This is a genomic window from Rhizobium sp. SG_E_25_P2, from assembly GCF_029892285.1.
Classification (GTDB): domain Bacteria; phylum Pseudomonadota; class Alphaproteobacteria; order Rhizobiales; family Rhizobiaceae; genus Rhizobium_E.
Window position 1 is genome coordinate 1 of sequence record NZ_JARXVM010000011.1, and the last position, 21,939, is coordinate 21,939.

Sequence of the window (21,939 nt, forward strand, 5' to 3'; positions counted from 1 at the left end):
CACAATCTAACGGTCCAAGCCAGAGGTCTCTCAACTACTATGTAGAACTCGTCCAGTCCTCCACCGTAGGTGGAGGTTTATTTACTTCATAAAAACCCGCCGGTCTCTCGACCGGCGGGCTCAATCTCACCAAAACTTTGACGCCTCTTACGTGCGCGGCTTCAGGTTTTCCGGGTCATACAGCGGCTTGTAGCCGACAGCCGCCACTTCCACCGGATAGGTTTCGGCAAAATACTCGACATTCAGCTTGCGGCCGACCTGGCAGTAGTCCCAGGGCAGGTAAGCCAGCGCGATATTCTTGCCGATGGTCGGGCCAAAGGCGATCGAGGTGGTGTAGGAGCGGCGGCCGAGTTCGTCGATCAGGACTGCGCCCGTCTCCGGGTCCATCACCGGCAGCGTGCCGACCGGGTAGCGGGCCACGCCCGATGCGTCGACATTGTCGGTCATGACAAGCGTGCAGAGCATGGCGGGCTGGTGCTCGCGCGCCTTATATTCCAGATGCTTGGCCTTGCCGCGGAAATCGGCTTCCTTGACCTTCGGACGGGCCAGATCGGCTTCGATCAGGTTGTACTGGGTCAGGAGGTCGGCGTTCTGCAGGCGCAGGCTCTTTTCCATGCGGCGGGAATTGGCGTAGGTTTCCACGCCGAAGGCCATGACGCCGGTGGAGCGCAGCGCGTCCCAGACGGCGAGGCCGTCCTCATACTTCATATGCAGTTCCCAGCCCTGCTCGCCGACATAGGAAATGCGGAACGCGGTGACCGACTTGCCGGCGATCTCGATCGGCTTGATGGCGGCAAACGCGAAGTTCTCGACATCGAGGCCAGCGGGATCGGCGACCACCTTCTTCAGCGTGTCGCGGGCGTTGGGGCCCCAGATGCCGATGGTGATGTACTTCTCGCTGACATCGGTGATCGTGACGTCGAGACCGCGATCCTCGGCGACGCGCTTCATGTAATGGAAGTCGCGCGGGCCGGCGTCGGCGCCGTTCACCAGGCGGCAGCGGTCGGCCATGCGGAACACGGTGAAGTCGGCCCGCACCATGCCCTCGTCATCGAGGAAGTGGGTGTAGACGCCCTTGCCGATATTGCCATCGCCGCCGATTTTCGCCGCGCAGAGCCATTCCATCAGCTCGACATGATCTGGGCCTTCGATGTCGACCATGTGGAAATGGCTGAGATTGACGATGCCGCAATCCTCGCTCATCGCCAGATGTTCGGCATTGGAGACGCGCCAGAAATGGCGGTTGTCCCATTCGTTGGCGCGCACCGGAACCTTGTCGGCGTATTTCTCGAGCAGATGCTCATTGGCCTTGTAGCCGTGGGCACGCTCCCAGCCGCCGAGCTCCATGAAGTGGCCGCCGAGTTCGACTTCGCGCTCATACATCGGCGAACGCTTGGCGCCGCGGCTCGACGCATAGGGTTCGCGCGTGTGCACGGCCGGGAAATAGATCTTCTGCGCGGCTTCGAAGCAGCGGTTGGCGATGAACTCTTCCGTCAGCTGATGCGGATAGAAACGGGCGTAATCGATGGAATTGTGGTCGATCTCGGTGCGGCCGTCGGTCAGCCAGTCGGCGATCAGCTTGCCGTAACCCGGGCCGTCCTTGACCCAGATGGCGACGCAATACCAGAGACCGCGCACCTTCTGGCTCTCGCCGCAGGACGGGCCGCCGGCGGCCGACACTTGCAGCAGGCCGTTGAACGAGTGGCTTTCATTGTAGCCGAGTTCGCCGAGGATGGGCGTCAGCTCCATGGCGCGCTCGAGCGGCTCGATGATCTGCTCCATTTCCAGATCGCGCTGCGAGGGCGACAGGCGCGCCTCATGCTTTTCGAGCAGTTCGCGCGGATGGCACATGCGCGGATTGGTGGTCTCGTAATAGCCCCACTCGATCTGGCCGCCTTCGGTGGTCTTCGGGTCGCCGGTGTCGCGCATATAGGCGGAATTGCCCTGATCGCGCAGCAGCGGATAGCCGATATCCTTGCCGGTGCCTTCGAACTCGTTATAGGGACCGAAGAAGGTCAGCGGATGATCGACCGGCATCACCGGCAGGTCCTCGCCGACCATTTCGGCGATCAGGCGGCCCCAGAGGCCGGCGCAGACGATGACATGATCGGCCATGATCGTGCCGCGATGGGTGACGACGCCCTTGATGCGTCCGCCTTCGACGATCAGAGACTTTGCAGGCGTGTTGGAGAAGGCGGTGAGCTTGCCGGTCTTTTCGGCTGCGTCGATCAGCTTGCCGGCGACCGTCTGCGAGCGCGGCACCACGAGGCCGGCGTCGGGATCGAACATGCCGCCCATCACCTGATCTTCCTCGATCAGCGGGAAGAGTTTCTTGATCTCGGCGGGGCTGACATAATGGGCGCGGGTGCCAAACGCCTTGGCGGAGGATAGCTTGCGCTTGATCTCTTCCATCCAGGTCACATCGCCGGTGCGGGCGACTTCGAGACCGCCGATCCGGGCGTAATGCCCCATCTTCTCGAAGAAATCGATCGAATACTGCGTCGTCCAGACCGACAGATAGTCATGGCTGGTGGTGTAGCAGAAATCCGACGCATGCGCCGTCGAGCCGATATCGGTCGGAATGCCGGACTTGTCGATGCCGACAATATCGTCCCAGCCGCGCTCGATGAGATGGTGGGCGATCGACGCCCCCACGATGCCGCCCAACCCGATGATGACGACTTTTGCCTTTTGCGGAAACTCAGCCATATGCATGCAACCCCGATTGTTGTTGATTTGATTTTACGGGGTCAGGCGACGTCGTTAAAGCCTGAATGCGACATTCTACCCAAACTGCACGACTGCGGGTAAATCTCTTGGCGCCAAGGCGCGCCTGAGCGCGTCGGGATATGGGGGATGAGTGTCGCGGGGAGGACTATCGCATTTGCTCTGCGTGCGGCGGAGGTTGGTTTCCTCCGCCGCAAGTCTTTCGCTGTTCGGTTTTATTGGGCCAAATCAAGCCCAGATTCCTTCGGCAGAATCTCCCCAGCTATCCTCCCAATCATTCACCAGAGACAAGTCATACGACTGCTTGTTAATGATCAGTGTCTCCAACGCTCCTCCATCGTAAAAACCTTCCACGGCGATGGTATTTTCATGCCAATAATCGGAAATTACCAGATCGTCGCCTGTGCGAACCAAATCGACATATCCCGCCTCGAAGTTCTCACCTTTGCCGAGATTGATCGTATCCTGCCCTTGGCTGTCAGCGATTGTCACCGAAAAAGTTCTGCCTGCAAACGTGAACACGTCATTGCCAGCGCCGCCATCAGCCCCATCACCCTTGTGGATCACAATGGTGTCGGCGCCTGCGCCGCCAAATAGCAGATCAGCACCCGCGCCGCCGTCGAGCCTATCGGCGCCTGCGCCACCGTCGAGATTGTCGGCCCCCGCGCCGCCATAGAGCGTGTCATTGCCGGCGTCGCCTTCGAGCGTATCACCCTCGGAGCCGCCATCCATCCAGTCGCCGCCTTTTCCGCCATAGATGAAGTCGCGCGCCGCACCGCCATAGACAATGTCAGCGCCGTCGCCCGCTTCCACCAGGTTCATTCGCAGGAAGCCGCCGGAGCCGAGCGTGATCGTGTCATTGCCGCCCCGACCGTAGACGCGGCTTGCGGCGCTGTCGCCGGTGCTCAACGTGTCGTCGCCGGCGCCGCCGTAGACGGATTGGTCGTAAAACCGCGTCGCTCGGCCAATTGAAGTCGCCATGGAAGAGTCCTTATTTTAGCACTATATGGTTGATGAAATAGATTTTCCACAATCTGAGAGACAGCAATTCCAACGCGATTCGTCAATCGCCACACCCTTCATAGACGCTGTGGTCGTGGGCCTGACGTCGGCTTGTATGAACAAAGTTCGATACAAAAATGTGCACCGATCAGGGTTCCGGGGGATGTGAGGGCACATGCCGGTCGGCGCCGCGTGGCGTCTCGACGGCTCTTGAGTCGGGTTGGGAAAGCTGGGATGATCCGCTTTGGCCCGGATTTTTATACGCGCCGGGCGCGCCGGCCCAAATTACGGCGCCAAGGGGCCGTAGGACCAGGGGCCGCCCGAAAGCGGCCCCTCGCCGGTTCACCAGCTATATTTCAGCGTCGCAAGCGCAGTGCGGCGGTCGCCGTAATATTTGCTGCCGTAATAGATGGTGCTGACATATTTGGTGTCGAGCAGGTTCGTCACGCTGACATTGAAATCGACATTCTTCGTGACCTTGTAGTTGGCGGTGGCGTCGATCAGCGTATGCGGGCTGATGCTGACGGTGTTGGCGTCATCGCCATAGGTTTGGCCAACATAGCGGACGCCGCCGCCGACGGTCAGGTCGCCGCGTGCGCCTTCTCCCGGAACCGTGTAAGCGAGCCAAGCGGAGGCGACATGCTCAGGCGTGCGCGAAGGACGGTTGCCGATATTGCCGCCGATTCCGTCTTCCTTGATTTCGGCGTCCCAATAGGCATAGGCCAAGGTCATGTTGAGTTTGTCGTTGAGCGCCATCTTGGCTTCGAATTCGGCGCCGCGCACGCCGACCTTGCCGATCTGGCGCTGCTCGATAGTGCTGACATAGGTCGGGGCGTTGGTCTGGGTGAGATCGAAAACGGAAGCGGTGACCAGGGCGTCGAAGAAATCGGGCTTGTATTTTACGCCCACCTCATACTGCCTGCCTTCCTGCGGTTTCGGCGTTCCGGTCATGCCATAGACGCTCGTCACCGGCTCGAAGCTTTCGGAATAGTTGGCGTAGATCGCCACCTCATCCGTCGCCTTGTAGGTCAGGCCGACACGCTTGGTGAACGCATGGGCGCTGAGACCGGTGCTGGAATTGGTGGAGCGGTCGAGCGTGTCCGTGTCGACATGGTCATAACGGCCGCCAAGCGTCAGCAGCCAGCGGTCATAAAACGTCAGCTGCTCCTGCATATACACGCCCGCCGCCTTCTGACGGACGATCCGGTCGAGATAGGGGTTCAGCGTCACGCAGCTCGCGCCGCAATAATGCAGATCATAGGGATCGATGCCGGTGGCCGATCCGTAGAGCGCCAGTTCATCTGTCTTGTTGTAGCTGTAGTCGAAGCCCGCCAGCGTCTTGCTGTCCACCGGCCCGAAGCTGGCGTCATATTGGAGCTGGTTGTCGATCGTGTAGAAATCCGAGCGGCCATCGACGGAGAATGCCTCGCGATTGACGGACGCGTCCGAACCGCCGCCATAGACCTGGCGGTAATCGACGTCGACGCGGCTGTAGCGCGCGTTCTGGCGGAAGGTCAGGCCATTGTCGAATTCGTGACGGAATTCGTAGCCGACATCATACTGCTTGGTATCGAAGCGGTTGAATTCCGGCTCGCCGAGAAATGTGTCGGGATCGATGTCGACGGCGGCTGGAAAGCCGTTGCCGGGCGTGCCGTCGCGCTTGCTGTAATCGGTGAGGATGGTCAGCGAGGTTGCAGCGTCCGGGCTGATGGTCAGCGCGGGCGCGACATAGAGCCGGTTGTCGTTGGAATAATCATAGCCGTTGGCGGCGTCCTGCCAGAGACCGGTGAAACGGTAGGTTAAGACCCCGTCCTTGTCGAGCGCGCCGCCGAAATCCGTGCCGGTCTCGATGTGATCCTCGCCGAGACGGGTATAGACTTCGGCATGGCTCTCCTCTTGCGGATGCTTGGTGACGGCGTTGATCAGGCCGCCCGGCGCATTGAGCCCGAACAGGGTGGAGGTCGAACCCTTCAGCACCTCGACACGTTGCAGGCCGTAGGGCTCCAGTCGCGCCGAGGTCCAGCCGGTAATGCGCATCGGCAGGCCGTCGCGATAAAGGCCCAGCGTGGTCTGGTCGAAGCCGCGGATCTGGAAATAGTCGTAGCGGTCGTCCGAACCATATTCGTCGCCGATGACGCTCGCGGTGTAGGACACCGCCTGCTGCATATTCTTGACGCCGCGCTCCTCGAGTTCCTTTTCGGTGACGACAGATACGGCAGCCGGCACGTCGAGGATCGGCGTATCGGTCTTGGCGCCGACATCGGTGTCCTGTGCGACGATCGAAGCGTCTTCCTGCTTGCCGTCCCTGTCGCTCTTGATCACGATCGGGGCGAGCACCGTCGGCTTTTCTTCAGCCGAAACATCCGCCGCCGAGATGGCCGACAAGGCTGCGATCCCGATGACGATCAGCGCCTTCGACTGGTCGGATGAACGCGCGACGCCGCCGCGTCCGCGCGGGCCTCTGAAATCTTGCCCAGACATACAATACTCCTTGAAAGAATCACTGCGCCGGGCGTGTCCCCATCCACGGCCATTGCAAAATATGAACATGACCTTTCACGTCAACATTAAGTAGACATTTTTCCTCAAGTTTCTTAATTCACCCGCTGGCGAAGCTTCACTGTTCGCAAGAAAGCATCACCAGCTTGCAATCCGGCCGGTCCGCCGGCCGAAACGTGAACTGCCGAAAGCGCAGCAATCCGCGCGTTGGATGCAGAAATCCCCGGTCGCCGCCTTCGCGGTCCATCACGGTCTGCGCCTTCCAGAGCGCGCCGAAATCGGCGCTTTCGGCGATCAATTGCTCCACCAGCGCCAGCATCGGCGGATCGTTGAAGCTCGCGCCGAAATCGGCGCGGAATTCGGCCAGCGCGCGGGCGGCGCGGTCGGGCCAGTCGAGGATGACGCGCCGCGCCGAGGGATCGAGAAAGATATAGCGCAACAGATTGTGGTCGCGCCCCTCCCCGAGCCAGCCGGACAAGAGATCGGCGGCGGCGGCGTTCCAGGCCATGGCGTTCCAGAACCGGTCGAGGCCATAGGCGGGATGCGGCAGCGCCTCGACCGCCGCCGCCAGACTGTCCGGCGCCCGCTCGCTCGGCTCGGCCGGGGCGTGATCGGGATCGCGCCGTCCGGCGAGTTCGAACAGATAGGCGCGTTCGGCCCGCGTCAGCAACAACGCCTCGGCGAGCCGCGCCAGGGCCTGCGGCGACGCCTGCGCATCGCGCCCCTGCTCGATCCAGGTCACCCAGGTGGCGGAGAGTTGGGCGCGCGCCGCCAGCTCCTCCCGTCGCAGCCCCGGCGTGCGCCTTCGGCCTAAGGGCGGGTCGGGCGTCAGCCGCTCGCGATGGGCGCGGACGAAATCGCCCAGCAGTTTTCGTTGATGGTCACCGGTCATGGCAGATCTTATACCAGGATAAAGCCTCATCTTGTAACAGAATAAATGCCTGTCATAGTCGCCTCGTCAAGACAGGAGAACAAATGATGCAAAAGAGCCACCAGACCCATGTCGAAGGACAATTCGGCCCCCGCGCCCAGGCCTATGTCGCCTCGAGCGTGCATGCCCAGGGCGCCGATCTCGGCTATATCGGCGAGGTCGCCGCCGCGATCCGCCCTGCTTGCGCCATCGATCTCGGCTGCGGCGGCGGCCATGTCGCCTATCGGCTGGCCGAACATGCGGCCCAAGTCACCGCCTGCGATCTCTCCGCCGACATGCTGAAAGCTGTGGCCGAGACCGCCGCCGCGCGCGGGCTCGCCAATATCGACACCGTCCGCACGCCTGCGGAAAATCTGCCTTTCGAGACGGCGACGTTCGACATGCTCGGCTGTCGCTTCACCGCCCATCACTGGCGCGACGCCAAGGCCGGTCTGCGCGAGGCGCGTCGCGTGCTGAAACCGGGCGCGACCGCCCTGTTCGTCGATGTCGTCGCCTCCGCCGATCCGCTCTATGACAGCCATCTGCAGGTGGTCGAAACCCTGCGCGACACCTCGCATGTGCGCGATTATTCGCTGGCCGAATGGACCGTGATGCTGGAACAGGCAGGCTTCGAGGTCACCGGCGTCAGGCGCTGGCGCATGCAGATGGAGTTTTCAAGCTGGATCGCCCGCATGGCGACGCCGCCGACGCTGGTCGCGGCCATCAGGGCGGTGCAGGACAGCGCCTCGGCTGACGTGAAAGCCTATTTCGAGATCGAGCCCGACGGCTCCTTCATGCTCGACATGGCGCTGATGGAGGCGCGGGCGGCCTGATCTGCCGGAGAGGTTGGCGGGCGGCGCGGGAACTCTGCCGCCTGCCCATCGTTTCGCATGAAAAGGAGACGATCATGAACCCGAAGCCCGTTGCCCACTCTCCGCATGACGCCGCGCCGCAGATCGACCCGCTCACCGGCAAGCCCATCGCCATCGCGCCGTTTGGCGAGTTGTCGGACCGCGAAATCGAGGATGGCGCCAAAGGACGGGAAAACCCGGCGCGGATCGACCCCGAAAGCCGGATCCCGCGCCCGCCGCAGCCCGATCTCGCCTGATCAGCCGGGCTCCCAGCCCGGCTCGGCCATGGTGAAGCCGGCAAAGTCGAAGCCGGGCGCGACGGTGCAGCCCACCAGCGTCCAGTCGCCCCGGCTTTCGGCGCATTGCCATTCGTCCTTGCGCACCACGACCTGGGGATGCTCGCCGTTCAACACATCAGGGCCGAGCGTCACGGCGCGGACCGTCTTGTCGTCGTCCGAGAGCCGGAGCGTCAGCGGCGCGCCGGCGTAATAGTGCCATACCTCCACCGCATCGACCTTGTGCCAATGCGAGCGCTGCCCTGCTTCCAACAGGTAATAGATGCAGGTGGAGCACGCTCGCCCGTCCCGCGTCTCGTCATCCTTGAAAGTCTGCACATACCAGCCGCCTTCGGGATGCGGCTCAAGCTTCAAAACGTGGATGATGTCGCGGGCGGTGGTCATGGGCTCTCCGTTGACGAGCCACCATTATGGTGGCAAACTTGTGGCGTGGAAAAGAGACGGCCAACTTATAATCTCGTCGCATTCAAGATGTCGATTGGCCGCGCGGAAAACGTCGTCATGACCACGACAGCGCTCAAAAGCGCCGTTGCGCTCGGCTTCGGGCGTCGGACATTGTGGATGTGATCGCCTCGATGTCCTCGGCAATGTCCTACAAATCGATGACGACCTACAGAGATCATCGGCTTTGGCAGGATGTCTATCATGTTCCCTATGGGGAATGGCTTCTGTACATAAAGTTTCAGGCCGATATCGTCACCGAGTTTAAGATCGTATCATTCAAGGAGAAAGATTGATGCCAAGGCCAGAAACGATGGCTTCTCCGGAAACTGGAGAGACACTGCGCCGCGATGTCAGACCCTTCATTGTCAGATATCGCGATCGTGAGATGACAGTGCCGCTGCCCGGCTACTATCCTGAAGGTGACGATGATGGTGTGCATGTCGGCGACGACATGGCGGTGGTCGACCAGGCTCTGGAGAAGCTGCGCAGGGAAGCCGATGGCCATTTCTCTCCCGACCAGATCCGCGGGCTCCGGCAAAAGCTGAAACTGTCTCAACGGAAAGCCGGGCAGATTTTCGGCGTCGGCGAAAACGCATTCGACAAATATGAGCGCGGATTGATCTCGCCGAGTGGTCCGGCGCTCAAACTGATGAAATTGTTGGACCGCGATCCGGATTTGCTGGCGGAGCTGGAAGCTCGTTCCTGACGACTGACTTCAAACCAAAAAATCCGTCTCTTCGAGCCGGATCTTGCCATCCAGCTTGAAGGTGAGATCGGCCTTGCCGTCGCCATCCCGGTCGACCGTCACCACAGTGTCGCCGCCGCTCCAGCGCCAGCCGATTTCGGCGCCCTCGCCGGAAAAGCCGACGCCACGGGCCAAAAGATCGTAATCGCCATCAAGCGCCTTGGTCAGCGCGATCTGGTCTTCGCCCTTGCTGAAGTCTTCGATGAGATCCGACGCTTTGCTCGTGCTGTCTTTCAAAGTCGAAAAGACGAAGAGATCCGCGCCCGCCCCGCCCGTCATGATGTCGCGCCCGGCGCGGCCGACGAGAATGTCGTCTCCCGTCCCGCCCAAAAGCGTGTCGGCGCTCGCGCGGCCGATCAGCATATCGGCGTCATAGGCTGCGCTGTCGGCGCTTGTTCCGTCGCCATAAAGCGTCGTCATGCCCTTGTCGGCAGCGAGCAGTTCCTCGACCTCCGTCTTGGTCGACAGGCCGAAATTCTTGAGCGCGGCGCGGATGGCCGGGGCGAGTTCTGCGGTGATGTCACCGATTGTCTCCACGCCCTTGATCTTCGCCGCCTCGTCCGGATCGTAATCCGCCTCGTAACTCAGGATCTTCTCATGCCATTCCGCCAGCATCTGGCCGGTTTGCACAGCCTCGGAGAAGGTCGCCTTGCCATCCGTGTCATAGAGTCCGAAAAGGTCGGCCTCGACATAGCGCCGGTTGGCGATGCCCTGCCCGGCGCTCGCGCCGCCATTGGAATAGTAGCGGATCTGGAACCAGGCTTCGGCCCTATCCCCCTCCTCGATTGCCGCCTTCAGCCCGGAGCCCAGCAGGCTCGGATTGTTATAGGCGAGCGAGAACAGAGCCATGCGCTCATCGGAGTCCGGAATGCCCGATAGCCAGTTGTCGACGTAACCGTCATAGGTGGGGGAAATCAGGTCGAGGGCGTCAGCGATCTGGGAGTCGCTGGTAAAGGCGAAGCTTTTGGGAACATCACTGTCGACGGTTTTGTTCCAGGCCGCCATCACCTTGTCGAGCGCCGAGATCAGCGTGGCGCTGGAGGAACTGGAATAGGTCTTGTCCACCACCACTTCAAGCTTCGACAGAAGCTTGCTGCTATAGTGATCCTCCCCCACCATCGCCAGCAGCACCGTGTCGAGATTGGCGCGCAGGCTGAAGCCAATGCCGATCGTCGGCACCTGTTGTGTATCCAGGTAAGGATTGTACTCCACGCCCTCCAAAAGCGTCAGCAACGCCGAGCGCTCGGCTGCGTAGTCGTCGTGATTGGCGATGGTGTTCCAGTTCAACATACGAGGCTCCTTCCCGACCATCCTAAATCCAAGCCGGTAAACACCAGGTCGAAAGTCATGGTGAACGGATTGACAGGAAATTAATGTTATACCATTACATACCTCATGAGCGAAACCGGACGTCGCGATCCGGCTTGCGCGACACGAGAGTTGATGGCATGACAAAGAGGAATGGCGCTGTCGCCGCGAAAATGGGCGACGGCTTAATAGGGAACACGGTGAGGACGACCCCAGAGGGGCCGAAGCCGTGGCTGCCCCCGCAACTGTATGCGGCGAGCCTGTCTGCAACGAGCCACTGGCGCAAGCTGGGAAGGCGCAGACCGGCGAAGACCCGCAAGCCAGGAGACCTGCCATTCGCAGACAGTAACCACGGACGGGGTGTTCCGATGCGATTATCGAAGGACGACCGGCGCAAGGCCGGTCAAGACGCTATAGTTATGGCGGCTTCACGCCGCGACTTCACTTACAAATCTACCCTCCAAGTCGAGGCCGCCTCATGAATTGCGCGGTCGAAGGATTGGATCTCGAAGCCTGCGGCGTCAGCTTCTCGCCGCCGCGCGGCCCCAAACTCATCGCCGATATCTCCCTGCGCATTGCGGCGGGAGAACGTCTGGCGATCGTCGGCCCCAATGGCGCGGGCAAGACAACACTGCTGCGCTGCCTGTTTCGCGGCGCCCGCCCGAGCGAAGGCTCGGTGCTGCTCGGCGGCGAGGATATCTGGTCGATCCCGCAGCGCGAATTCGCCCGCAAGGTGGCGGTGGTGCTGCAGGAGAGCCCGGCGGCCTTCCCCTTCAGCGTGCGCGACATCGTCATGATGGGCCGCATCCCCTGGCGACGGGGATTGAGCCGCTGGTCGGAGGAAGATCGCGCCAAGGTGCATCACGCTTTGGAGCATCTCGGGCTCGAAAGTCTCGCTGAGCGGCAGTTTTCCACCCTGTCGGGCGGCGAAAAACAGCGTGTGCTGGTGGCCCGGGCGCTCGCCCAGGAGCCGAGGCTCTTGATCCTCGACGAGCCCTCGAACCATCTCGACATCCGCCACCAGCTCGACATCCTGCATCTGCTGGAAGGTTTGGGCGTGACCGTGATCGCCACGCTGCACGACATCAATCTCGCCGCGGGCTTCGCCTCGCGCGCCGCCATTCTTAACGGCGGGAGGCTGACGGCTTTCGGGCCGCCCGAGACCGTGCTGACAGAGACGGCCATCGCCGGCGCCTTCGGCGTCGAGGCCGAAAAATTCCGCATCGGCGCCGAGGGCGCCGCGCGCTTCGCTTTTTCCCGTTCGTCTTATTCCGGAGCTTTCCTGTGAAAAACCTCTCTCTTCTCGCCGGCGCCGCCCTTTCTCTGCTGTCAGCCGCCGCCTTCGCCGCCCCGGTCACCGTGAAAAGCTGCAATCGCGACGTCACTTTCGATGCAGCCCCCAGCCGCGCCATCTCCAACGACGTCAACCTCACCGAAATGATGCTGGCGCTCAAGCTGCAGGACCGCATGGTCGGCTATACCGGCGTCTCAGGCTGGAAGACGCTCGACGAGAAATTGCGCGAGGGCATCAAGCAGTTGCCGGAGCTATCGCCGAAATATCCCACCAAGGAAGTGCTGCTCGGCGCCGACGCCGACTTCTATTTCGCCGGCTGGAACTACGGCATGAAGGTCGGCGGCGACGTGACGCCGGAAACGCTTCAGCCGCTCGGCATCAAGGTCTATGAGCTGACCGAAAGCTGCGTTCACATCATGAACAAGGCCAAGCCGACCATGGACGACATGTTCGTGGACCTTCTCAATCTCGGCAAGATCTTCCGCGTCGAGGACCGCGCCGAGGCTCTGGTGGCCGGCTATCGCAAGGAATTGGCCGAGATCGTCAAGGGCGTCGGCCCGATCGAACGCCCGACCCGCGTCTTCGTCTATGACTCCGGCGAGGAAAAGCCGTTCACCTCCGGCGAATACGGCATCCCCACCGCGATGATCGAAGCCGCCGGCGGCAAGAACATCATGGACGATGTCGCAAAGAGCTGGACGGAAGTGTCCTGGGAGCCGGTGATCGAGCGTAATCCGGAGGTCGTGGTGATCGTCAATTACGGCGAAGTCACCGCCGAACAGAAGATCGCCTTCATGAAGAACAATCCCGCCTTCAAGACTGTCGACGCGGTCAAGAATGATCGTTTCGTCGTGCTTGAATATGTCGAGGCGACGCCGGGTCCGCGCAACATCGGAGCGATCGCCCGGCTGGCCAAGGCGTTTCATCCGAGCAATATGTGATCATGGTGGACATGATTGGCGGCGTGCCCGGCCCCTCATCCGGCTACCGCCACCTTCTCCCCGCGCATGCGGGGCGAAGGGCGATGGAGCGCCGGCATTGCCACATCCTCCTTCTTCCCGCATGCGCGGGGAGAAGGTCCCGGCAGGGGGATGAGGGGCGAAGCACAGCATCAACAAAAACCAGTCGCCTCCCCCAACACATCGAGAAACCTCTCACCCTCGGTCCAATACCTCCATGCCCCCTCTCCGCCTACTCCTGATCATCGCGCTCCTCCTCGGCTTCCTCTGTTTCACCGTGATCACCGCCGTGTCGCTCGGCGCGGCCTCCATTCCGGCGGTGACCGTCTGGAAGATCGTGGCCAACAAGATTGCGCCCGATATGATTGCGGTCGACTGGTCGGCGGGACGGGAAAGCATCGTCTGGGATGTCCGGTTGCCGCGCGTCATTCTCGGCGGGCTGGTCGGCGCTGGCTTGGGGCTGACGGGCGCGGTGCTGCAGCCGCTGACCCGCAATCCGCTCGCCGATCCACATCTGCTCGGCGTGTCCTCGGGCGCAGCGGTGGGGGCCGTGATCGCGCTCATTCATGTCGGCATGGTGCTGGGCGGGCTGACCGTGCCGATTTTCGCCTTTGCCGGCGCGCTGGTCGCCATGATCGCGGTGCCGCTCGCCGCCCGGGTGGGACACGCCAATGGCGCCGATCGGCTGGTGCTGGCGGGCGTCGCCGTATCCTTCGTCTTCACTGCGCTCGCCAACCTCCTGGTTTTCCTCGGCGATCCCCGCGCGGCGCAATCGGTGACCTTCTGGATGCTTGGCGGTCTCGGGCTGGCCGAATGGCCGCATCTTCTCTATCCCGCAATCACGTTGATGATCGCCCTCGCCTTCCTGCAACCGAATGCCCGGGCGCTGAACGCCATCGCCATGGGCGACGAGACGGCCGCGACCCTGGGCGTGTCCGTGCAGCCTTTCCGCATGGCGCTGTTTACAATTTCAGCGCTGCTGACAGGCGTGATGGTGGCCTTCTCAGGCGCGATCGGCTTTGTCGGCCTGATGGCGCCGCATTTCGTCCGCGCGCTGGCCGGGCCAGACAATGCCCGCGTTTTGCCGCTTTCGGCCTTTAGCGGCGGTGTGGCGCTGATCTGGGCCGATCTCGCCGCCCGCACCATTATGGCGCCCGAGGACATGCCGATCGGCGTGGTCACCGGGTTGGTGGGCGGGCTGGCTTTTCTCTGGATCATGCGCCGAAGCTGATCCGCCGCTTGCCGCATCCGGCTTTTCCGTTAAGGAAGGGGAAACCAAGCGCGCGGAGATGCGCGATTCCGGAACCATGCGACGAGACCGCCATGAAAAGACTGTCCCTCCTGCCCTTGTTGCTTGCCGCCGCGCTGATGGGCTCCGCCAGTTTCGCCGCCGCCCAGACGGCGCCCGCCGGGCAAGCGGTTCAAACCCAGCCGAATAGCCCGCCCGCAGAAGTTGCCAACCAGCGAGACGTGGTGAAGACCGCCGTTGACGCGCTTCAGCAGGAAGTGCGAGCGAATGTCACCAAGGCCGCCAGCGATCTCGAGGCGCTGCGCGGCCATGCCGCCAAGGCGAGTGATGACGATTCCACCCTGTCGCTGCTGAAACTCGATGCCGACGTGCTCGCCGAAGACATCGCCGGCTCGACCGCCGATCTCGAAGCCCGCTATCAGGTCGTGACCAAACGGCTGGAGGAACTCGGCCCCGCCCCCGCTGACGGCAAGACCGAGGACAAGGAAGTCAGCGACGACCGCAAGCGCCTGCAGGACGAGAAGGCCTCGATGAATTCGCTGTTGACGGATGTCGACGCGCTCAAGACCGAAGTCGCCCGCGTCAGCGCCGACATCACCGAACGCCGCCGCACGCTGTTCACCGACACGCTGTTCCGCCGCATGCCGATTTCCAGCGATCTGCTCTCGGAAGCCTCGACGGCCGCCATCACGCTATCAGGACAAGTGCTGTCGGCGACGACGAATTCTCTTGAATTCATGTGGAATTTCAAACGCGGCGGCTTTCTCGCCGCCATATTCGGAGCGTTGCTGGCCGCTGTCCTGTTCAGGCTGCCCCTGAAACGTAGGCTTGCGCCGCTGGCGCATCGTGATCCGACGGTGCTCGACCCGCCCTATTTCCGCCGGGTGTCGGCGGGCTTTCTGTCGCTGATCGTGCCGGCGGCCGCCACCGCCGCCTTTGTGCTGACCTGCCTGATCATCCTCTATAATCTCAAGGTCCTGCGCGAGGATCTCTACGCCATCTTCGCCTCGGCGCTCTGGGCCAGCGTCGGCGTCTATTTCATCTGGAAACTGTCGCGCGCCATCTTCTCGCCGCTCAAGCCGCAATGGCGGCTGGTCGACATGACCGATCGCGGCGCCAATTGGCTGGTGACGATCGGCATGCTGCTCGCCGTCTTCAACGCGATCTCCTCGGTGCTGACCCAGACCTTCACGCAATTCAGCGCGCCGGTGTCGCTCAGCATCGTCAAGGGCATTGCCTCGGCGCTGCTGATCGGCGGCACGCTGATCGTCGCCTCGTTCATCAAGCCGCGCCTGCCCAGGGAAGAGGGCGGCCCGAGCCAGGCCTGGCCGATCTATGTGCGGCTCTTGCTGCTGCTCACCGGCGCCGGACTGATGCTGTCAGCTCTATCCGGCTATATCGGCCTGGCGCAATTCGTCTCCAGCCAGGTGATCGTCACCTCCACCATCGTGGTGACCATGTATATCGGCTTTTCCGCCGCCCACGCCATTTCCGAAAGCGGCTCCTTCGCCAAGACCAATATGGGCGCGGCCATCGCCCGCCGGCACAATCTCGACGAGATCCGCATCGATCAGATCGGCCTCGTCGTCGGGCTCGCCGGCTATGGGCTGGTGGTGCTGATCGGCGTGCCCCTGATCCTGTCGCAATGGGGCTTCCGCGCCGCCGATATTCTCGGCATGTTCGTGGATCTGTTCACCGAAATCCATATCGGCAATATCAGCATTTCGCTGCTCGGCATCTGCGCCGGCATCCTGGTGTTCTTCGCCGGCCTGTTCGGCGCGCGCTGGTTCCAGCGCTGGCTGGACGGCAATGTGCTGGCCCGCTCGCAGATCGATGTCGGCGCGCGCAATTCGGTCAACACCGCGCTCGGTTACGCCGGCGTGGTGATCGCCGCCGTCATCGGCATTTCAGCCGCCGGCATCGATCTCTCCAGCCTGGCGCTGATCGCCTCGGCCCTGTCCCTCGGCATCGGCTTTGGCCTGCAGACCATCGTGCAGAATTTCGTCTCCGGCCTGATCCTGCTTGCCGAACGGCCGTTCCGGGTGGGCGACTGGATCGTCAACGGCAATGTCGAAGGCTTCGTGCGCCGCATTTCCGTGCGCGCCACCGAGATCGAGACCTTTCGCAACCAGTCGGTCATCGTGCCGAATTCGCAGCTCATCAACGCCGCCGTCGGCAACTGGACGCTGCGCAACAAATTGGCCCGTTCGGAAATCCCGGTCGGCGTCGCCTATGGCTCGGATCCCCGCAAGGTGATGGATATTCTGCTGGAGATCGCCAGCAACCAGCCGCTGGTGCTGACCATGCCGGAACCGCATGTGGAATTCGTGAGTTTTGGCGATTCCGCGCTAAATTTCGAGCTGCGCTTCTATCTGGCCGACCTGTTCACCGGCATGGGCGTGCGCAACGCCATCCGCATCGAGATCCTCGAACGCTTCGCGGAGGAAGGCATCGAGATCCCCTATCCGCAGCGCGTTCTGACCGTGCGTCAGGGCCAGGGCGTGACCGACGCGGTGATGGCCCAGGCGCTGCGCGGCGAAGGCATGACCGATGACGAGGCCAATGCGCTGGCCCGCGCCCGCGACGACAAACGCAAACGCGCCGAAGACGCCGCCCGCGACATCGACCGGGTCGCCGGCGCCCGCCACACTCACCAAAATCATCGCGACGACGATGAGGATGCCGGCGACGGCGACGACGACGGGCGTTGAGGATTGGTGAGCGATGTCTTGCGGGACGCATTGACAGCAAATGTCGATGACACAGCATGTCGCCCGAAACCGGCCACCGGTTTCGGGCGAGATGTTAAACCGCAAGAAGATAACGGCGCAGGGAGCGAATGGGAAAGCTCGACACACGCTATAAGAACCCGTGGGTTCGCATTACAAACCTTGGGCATGGGCGCTTTGGAGAGCCGTATGCAACGCTTTTCGGCCCGCTCACGCGCCCATTCCACGCAGGCGCGGAGAGGTCCTTGGATCGATCTGCCGTGTCAGGCCGCCAGCCGCGAGCGCCTGCCGGCAGAGGCGTGATGCGATCCCCGCGCCGCGTCGTTGCCGCGGAACCGGGATATGGCGTCGTGCAACATGCCGGAATAGCTGTCGAGCGTGGCGGCGGCGGCCAGAAGTTCCTCGACCATGGCGGCGTTTTTCTGGGTGTTCTGGTCCATCGCTGTGACTGCGGAATTGATCTCCGACAGTCCCGTGGCCTGCTCCCTGGAGCTGACGGCAATGACATCCATCTGCTGGTTGATGTGAACGATATGCCCGCCGATGGCCTGGAGCGCATGCGCGGTGTCGCGCACCAGCTTGACGCCGTTGGTGACTTCGTTGTTGGAGTTCTGGATCAGCGTTTTGATTTCCTTGGCGGCGGTCGCAGAGCGCTGCGCCAATTCCCGCACCTCCTGGGCGACGACCGCGAAGCCCTTGCCCGCCTCGCCGGCGCGCGCTGCCTCGACACCGGCGTTCAGAGCGAGAAGATTGGTCTGGAATGCGATCTCGTCGATGACGCCGATGATGGACGAGATCTGCTGGCTGCCCTCTTCGATGCGGCGCATCGCGGCCTCGGCGCTGGCCACCACCTTGCCGGATTCCTCCGCAGCGGTCGTGGCGGCCATGGCGACCTTTTTCGTCTCGCTGGTCGTGTTGGACGCCGAGGCGACATTGGCGGTGATCTCGTTCAGAGCGGCCGCCGCTTCCTCCAGGGCCGCCGCCTGCTGCTCGGTGCGGGCAGACAGGTCGCTCGCACTGTCGGCGACTTCCCTGGTTCCGGCGCTGACGCTTCCCGCCGTCGCCAGAACGGAACCGAGCGCCTCGGCGAGTTGGTCGACCGCAATGTTGAAGTCCGTCCGCAGAGGCTCGTATTTTTCGTTCAACGGTTGCTCGATGCGGCACTGAAGCTCACCCTGGGCGAGGCTTTTCAGCCCAACGCCGATCTGGGACACGGCGTGCTCAAGATGGCTCGCCTCCTCGCGGGCAACCGCATCACGCTTTTGACGTTCGCTCTCGAGACGCGCCTGTTCCTCGGCGATGAAATGGTTCATGGCCACGGCCACATCGACGAAGATCGACCGCATCAGCGAGATGATCAACTTGTCGCGCGCGGCCTTCGATTTGAAGCGCAAGCTGTCCGCAAGCGCTGAGACAAGACCACCGCCATAGAAAGCGTAGCCGCTGAGATAATCGACGAAATCGACTTGGCTCGCGATGTTGCGGGCAATTTCGCCTTGCTCGCGGAAATAGGTCGGTGAGAATTCGCCGTGAGCGATGCGCTGGAACTTGCGCTCCTCCTGCTGATAGATCTCCTCAGGTAGATTTTTAACGCCGATCGAGGCGTAGGCCGATTGGAGAACCTTGCGCAACTGCGGCGATACGGCGCCATAAACCAGCTTGCCGGTCGCTAAATCGTCACCACTCCATGGACTGACCTTCGTTTCAACCGCAACCATAATCTCTCGCTCTCCCCAAATCGCCTCGCGCGTCGATTTTGAAAGGGAAGCATAAATTATTTACCAAGGTATTTGCGCATATACAAATTTACACCGCACCCAAACAGTTCCGACGGCGACCACTGACACGACCATTGCGGAATACCATCTGGACGGCGTCGCCGGCAGTGGTTGATCTTCAGGGTCCGCTTCGGACTGCGTGACCCGATTTCAAAAGATCACGATAACATCCGATCTGCGGAGATCCGGTGGAATTCGTGATGGCCGAAAGCGAGATCGCCGTATTGGCATGTCGACCTGCCCCACTCAAAACCACTCTTTCGCCTGCGCCGCCGTGACATTTCCGCCGCACAGCGGCGTCGCCACCCGCTGAACCTGAAGCGACGCTCTGTCCTTCAGGATCGCCGCCAGACCCGCCGCGCCGGCGGGCTCAATGATGCGGGTCCATTCATCCCGGGCGAAACGCATGGCCGCGAGAATCTCGTCGTCGTCGACCAGCACGACCTCATCAATCGTGTCTTTCAACCATTCGACCGCCTCCGGCACCGGCTCGCGCACGGCGATGCCGTCGGCGATGGTGTTGGCTGAGCGCGTCGAGACGGGATGGCCGGCCTGATGCGACAGCGCCATGCAGGGCGCGTCTTTGGCGGCGACCGCGATCACCCGCGTCTCGGGCGACCGCGCCTTGATCCAGGCGCCCATGCCGGCGGCGAGCGCGCCATTGCCGAGCGGCAGATAGACGCGGTCGAGGCGCCCTGCGGCCTGCGTCAATTCCAGCGCGATCGTGCCGGCGCCCTCGGCGATCTCAGCGCTAGCGCCGTCCTCGACGAAGACATGGCCCGAAGCGTGGGCGAAAGCGCGGCCCGCCTGTTTGGCGGCATCGAAATCCTCGCCTTCGAGCCGGACCTCGGCGCCGAAGCGACGCATGGCCTCGATCTTCAGCGGATTGGCGTTGACGCTGGCAAACACCGTGAGCGCCCGGCCCGAACGCGCCGCATTATAGGCAAGGCCCTGGCCGAAATTGCCGGCCGACGCCGTCACCAGCGGCGCCGCGCCGGGATGGGCGGCCAGGAAATAGCCCGTGCCGCGGCCCTTGAAGCTGCGGATCGGATTGTCGGTCTCGTCCTTGGCGATGAGTTCAAAACCCAGCGCCTCCGAGGAGAGAACAGGCGAATGAAGAAAGACGGGATCGATGCGGCCCATGGCCTCGGCGATGCGGTCTGCGGAAAGGGATTTGTGTTTTGTCATGAAGGCAGGATAGAAAAGATCTGTGCGGAATGACCGCGCAATTTCGGAACAGAACGCCGAAATTCCGCGTCCAACAGGAGATTTTCGCCGTGGATGAGATCGACCAGACCATTCTCGACCTGCTGCAGGAGAATGCCGACCAGCCCGCCAAACGCATCGCCGACCGCGTCGGCCTCTCCCCCTCCGCCGTCGAGCGCCGCATCGCGAGACTCAAGCAATCAGGCGTGATCCAGAAGATCGCCGCCGTCATCGACCCCAAGGCGGTGGGCCGCGGCCTGACCGTGCTGGTAGAGCTCGACATCCAGAACGAACACCGCCACACGCTCGACGCCTTCCAGACCTGGGCCGTCAAGGCTCCGGAAGTGCAGGCCTGCTGGTATGTCACGGGCGACATGGACTATGTGCTGCAACTCGCGGTGCGGGATCTCGACGAGTATAACGCCTTCATCGACCGGATGATGCGCGAGCAGCAGGGGCTGGTGCGGAAGTATAAGAGTTTGATTGCGTTGAAGGTGGTGAAGTAAATGTTTTTGGAAGCATAGTGTGTTTCAGGTTTTTTCGGTCGCGTTAAAAAGTCCTTCTGCCTCAGAAAAAATCGCGTCAGGTTGAGGAAGAAGCCTGGTTCTGTCGATATATGAAATTATATCCTCCTGCGTCACAACATAGACACCGCTTTCATGAGCAGATTTGATACCCGCGGAAACTTCAGCACGCGTCATAGACGTAACCATAACTGGAATGACTTTTAAAAACCGATTATTCGACCTTTCAAGCTGTTCACGTATAGTCTCTGACCGTGACACGAGCTTTTCTAGCTTGCTTTCTCCTTTTACCTGTCCAGTAGTGCACTCAATAACCAAATAATGTTCGGTAGGGGTTGTTGCGATCAGGTCGGGACCATTCTGCAGCGGCTTGATGCCGCCGAGATGAAAAACGCTAAAGCCTAACATCCACAGTAGCCCAGCTATCGCCGATTCAAGGTCACGAGCAAATTTAGGTTCTCTCGGCGTGCAAAGGGAACGTAGCAATTGAAGTTCAGGATCAAATCGTTCGTATGCCGCTCTCCTGGGATTTTGGGCAACTGACGGATCATGAAACCAACGGTCATGAAATACTTTGCCCTCGTAGCTCGCAAAGCAATGCAGAACTGAAGCAGGCGGGACCTCGACAACTATGCGACCCCGAATTGCAGTGTCAGTATATGCCCAATCTAGTTGGCCGCCTTGGGCTACCTCGCGTCGGATTACTTGCCCCTTATCGTAGACGATAAAGCCTATCGCGGTTTTTTGGCGATCTAAAACCTTTGAAAGATGAATTGCAAGTTCGATTTTCGTCTCATTGACCTCGCAATCTAAGTCCATTTTCACGACGTCACTTACGACAGCTTCAAAGAGACATTTGCTGTCAGTGAGCGCACCGACCCTAAAATCGAGACACAGTTCGTTTAGACTCTCATATGGCGGATCAGCCGCTCTGAGTTCCCAGTCCAAAGCAGGATTGTCTAGAGGAACATTTTGCTCGCCGCGTATCTGAAGAACAATAATACGGCTCTGTTGATCTAGACCATCAGGATGCAACGGCTGAAGGTGCACGGAAAAATGTTGTTCAGGAGGCGAGTAAAACGCGACACTTCCTGATGGAGAGGTGATCCTCCCGTTTAGTAACTCATCAATAAAATTCCTTGGAGTTTGCGATATGTCGGATAACCTAAATGTCTCAGCAACGGCATGTCGCGATACGAATTTTCTGGCGCGATAGTTTGCAGGGTTTGTTTCAAATCTTAAACGCGCTTTAACAACAAAAGGAACATCGTTCCGAATCAGGGATACATAAGTAACGGTGGGCATTAGAGTATTCTCAAAGCCCTCGATAAGTCCGAAGAATTCTTCAATTTTGTCCCGGTTTTGCATTTCATGATTCAATCATACGAAATCGTTTAAGACAAGGGTGCTTAGAGTCT

General features: G+C 61.2%; 18 protein-coding genes and 1 riboswitch. Of the genes, 9 read left to right on the forward strand and 9 right to left on the reverse strand.

Features of this window, described 5'->3' with window-relative positions; all coding sequences use genetic code 11:
- Positions 1 to 147: 147 nt before the first annotated feature.
- The 4 genes from M2360_RS15695 to M2360_RS15710 all read right to left on the reverse strand — a co-directional run bounded on the left by M2360_RS15695 (position 148) and on the right by M2360_RS15710 (position 7,120).
- The gene (locus M2360_RS15695) at positions 148 to 2,709 is read right to left on the reverse strand and encodes an FAD-dependent oxidoreductase (RefSeq protein ID WP_280776206.1); all 2,562 of its coding nucleotides are present in this window, start codon (positions 2,707 to 2,709) and stop codon (positions 148 to 150) included.
- Between the two features lie 246 nt (positions 2,710 to 2,955).
- Positions 2,956 to 3,708, reverse strand: coding sequence for a calcium-binding protein (locus M2360_RS15700; RefSeq protein ID WP_280776207.1), 753 nt, complete (start codon positions 3,706 to 3,708; stop codon positions 2,956 to 2,958).
- 363 nt (positions 3,709 to 4,071) lie between these two features.
- Positions 4,072 to 6,210, reverse strand: a complete 2,139-nt coding sequence (locus M2360_RS15705; RefSeq protein ID WP_280776208.1) for a TonB-dependent siderophore receptor — start codon at positions 6,208 to 6,210, stop codon at positions 4,072 to 4,074.
- Positions 6,211 to 6,346: 136 nt separating this feature from the next.
- Positions 6,347 to 7,120 carry a helix-turn-helix transcriptional regulator gene (locus M2360_RS15710; protein ID WP_280776209.1) on the reverse strand — a complete coding sequence of 258 codons (774 nt, stop codon included), beginning with the start codon at positions 7,118 to 7,120 and terminating at the stop codon, positions 6,347 to 6,349.
- 83 nt (positions 7,121 to 7,203) lie between these two features.
- Here M2360_RS15710 and M2360_RS15715 point away from each other — a divergent pair, with 83 nt between their 5' ends.
- Positions 7,204 to 7,971, forward strand: a complete 768-nt coding sequence (locus M2360_RS15715; protein WP_348529561.1) for a class I SAM-dependent methyltransferase — start codon at positions 7,204 to 7,206, stop codon at positions 7,969 to 7,971.
- A 74-nt stretch (positions 7,972 to 8,045) separates the two neighbouring features.
- Complete coding sequence (locus tag M2360_RS15720; protein ID WP_280776210.1) at positions 8,046 to 8,246, forward strand: hypothetical protein; 201 nt, start codon at positions 8,046 to 8,048, stop codon at positions 8,244 to 8,246.
- Here the strand turns inward: M2360_RS15720 and M2360_RS15725 are convergent, their stop codons facing one another.
- A complete protein-coding gene (locus tag M2360_RS15725; RefSeq protein WP_280776211.1) occupies positions 8,247 to 8,669 on the reverse strand; it encodes a cupin domain-containing protein in 423 nt (140 codons plus the stop codon).
- A 191-nt stretch (positions 8,670 to 8,860) separates the two neighbouring features.
- Between M2360_RS15725 and M2360_RS15730 the strand changes: the two genes are divergently transcribed.
- Together M2360_RS15730 and M2360_RS15735 are read left to right on the forward strand one after the other, a co-directional pair.
- Positions 8,861 to 9,022 carry a type II toxin-antitoxin system MqsR family toxin gene (locus M2360_RS15730; RefSeq protein WP_280776378.1) on the forward strand — a complete coding sequence of 54 codons (162 nt, stop codon included), beginning with the start codon at positions 8,861 to 8,863 and terminating at the stop codon, positions 9,020 to 9,022.
- On the forward strand, positions 9,022 to 9,435 hold the full coding sequence (locus tag M2360_RS15735; protein ID WP_280776212.1) for a type II toxin-antitoxin system MqsA family antitoxin: 414 nt from the start codon (positions 9,022 to 9,024) through the stop codon (positions 9,433 to 9,435). Before M2360_RS15730 ends, M2360_RS15735 begins: the two co-directional genes overlap by 1 nt.
- 9 nt (positions 9,436 to 9,444) lie before the next feature.
- Here M2360_RS15735 and M2360_RS15740 read toward each other — a convergent pair whose 3' ends face one another.
- Positions 9,445 to 10,764, reverse strand: a complete 1,320-nt coding sequence (locus M2360_RS15740; protein WP_280776213.1) for a M10 family metallopeptidase C-terminal domain-containing protein — start codon at positions 10,762 to 10,764, stop codon at positions 9,445 to 9,447.
- Positions 10,765 to 10,919: 155 nt separating this feature from the next.
- Positions 10,920 to 11,134: riboswitch (cobalamin riboswitch) on the forward strand.
- Positions 11,135 to 11,260: 126 nt separating this feature from the next.
- Here M2360_RS15740 and M2360_RS15745 point away from each other — a divergent pair.
- The 4 genes from M2360_RS15745 (at position 11,261) to M2360_RS15760 (ending at position 16,995) form a co-directional block, all read left to right on the forward strand.
- Positions 11,261 to 12,070: an ABC transporter ATP-binding protein gene (locus M2360_RS15745; RefSeq protein ID WP_280776214.1), complete on the forward strand. Its 810-nt coding sequence runs from the start codon at positions 11,261 to 11,263 to the stop codon at positions 12,068 to 12,070.
- A complete protein-coding gene (locus M2360_RS15750; protein ID WP_280776215.1) occupies positions 12,067 to 13,017 on the forward strand; it encodes an ABC transporter substrate-binding protein in 951 nt (316 codons plus the stop codon). The genes M2360_RS15745 and M2360_RS15750 overlap by 4 nt, the downstream gene beginning before the upstream one ends.
- 235 nt (positions 13,018 to 13,252) lie before the next feature.
- Positions 13,253 to 14,266 carry an iron ABC transporter permease gene (locus M2360_RS15755; RefSeq protein ID WP_280776216.1) on the forward strand — a complete coding sequence of 338 codons (1,014 nt, stop codon included), beginning with the start codon at positions 13,253 to 13,255 and terminating at the stop codon, positions 14,264 to 14,266.
- Between the two features lie 92 nt (positions 14,267 to 14,358).
- Complete coding sequence (locus M2360_RS15760; RefSeq protein WP_280776217.1) at positions 14,359 to 16,995, forward strand: mechanosensitive ion channel domain-containing protein; 2,637 nt, start codon at positions 14,359 to 14,361, stop codon at positions 16,993 to 16,995.
- A 281-nt stretch (positions 16,996 to 17,276) separates the two neighbouring features.
- Here the strand turns inward: M2360_RS15760 and M2360_RS15765 are convergent, their stop codons facing one another.
- Positions 17,277 to 18,731 (reverse strand): methyl-accepting chemotaxis protein, encoded by a 1,455-nt coding sequence (locus M2360_RS15765; RefSeq protein WP_280776218.1) that lies wholly within the window; start codon positions 18,729 to 18,731, stop codon positions 17,277 to 17,279.
- Between the two features lie 306 nt (positions 18,732 to 19,037).
- Positions 19,038 to 19,979 (reverse strand): pyridoxal-phosphate dependent enzyme, encoded by a 942-nt coding sequence (locus M2360_RS15770; RefSeq protein ID WP_280776219.1) that lies wholly within the window; start codon positions 19,977 to 19,979, stop codon positions 19,038 to 19,040.
- 89 nt (positions 19,980 to 20,068) lie between these two features.
- Between M2360_RS15770 and M2360_RS15775 the strand changes: the two genes are divergently transcribed.
- Positions 20,069 to 20,503 carry an Lrp/AsnC family transcriptional regulator gene (locus M2360_RS15775; RefSeq protein ID WP_280776220.1) on the forward strand — a complete coding sequence of 145 codons (435 nt, stop codon included), beginning with the start codon at positions 20,069 to 20,071 and terminating at the stop codon, positions 20,501 to 20,503.
- 24 nt (positions 20,504 to 20,527) lie between these two features.
- Here the strand turns inward: M2360_RS15775 and M2360_RS15780 are convergent, their stop codons facing one another.
- Positions 20,528 to 21,889, reverse strand: a complete 1,362-nt coding sequence (locus tag M2360_RS15780; protein WP_280776221.1) for a hypothetical protein — start codon at positions 21,887 to 21,889, stop codon at positions 20,528 to 20,530.
- Positions 21,890 to 21,939: the final 50 nt, after the last annotated feature.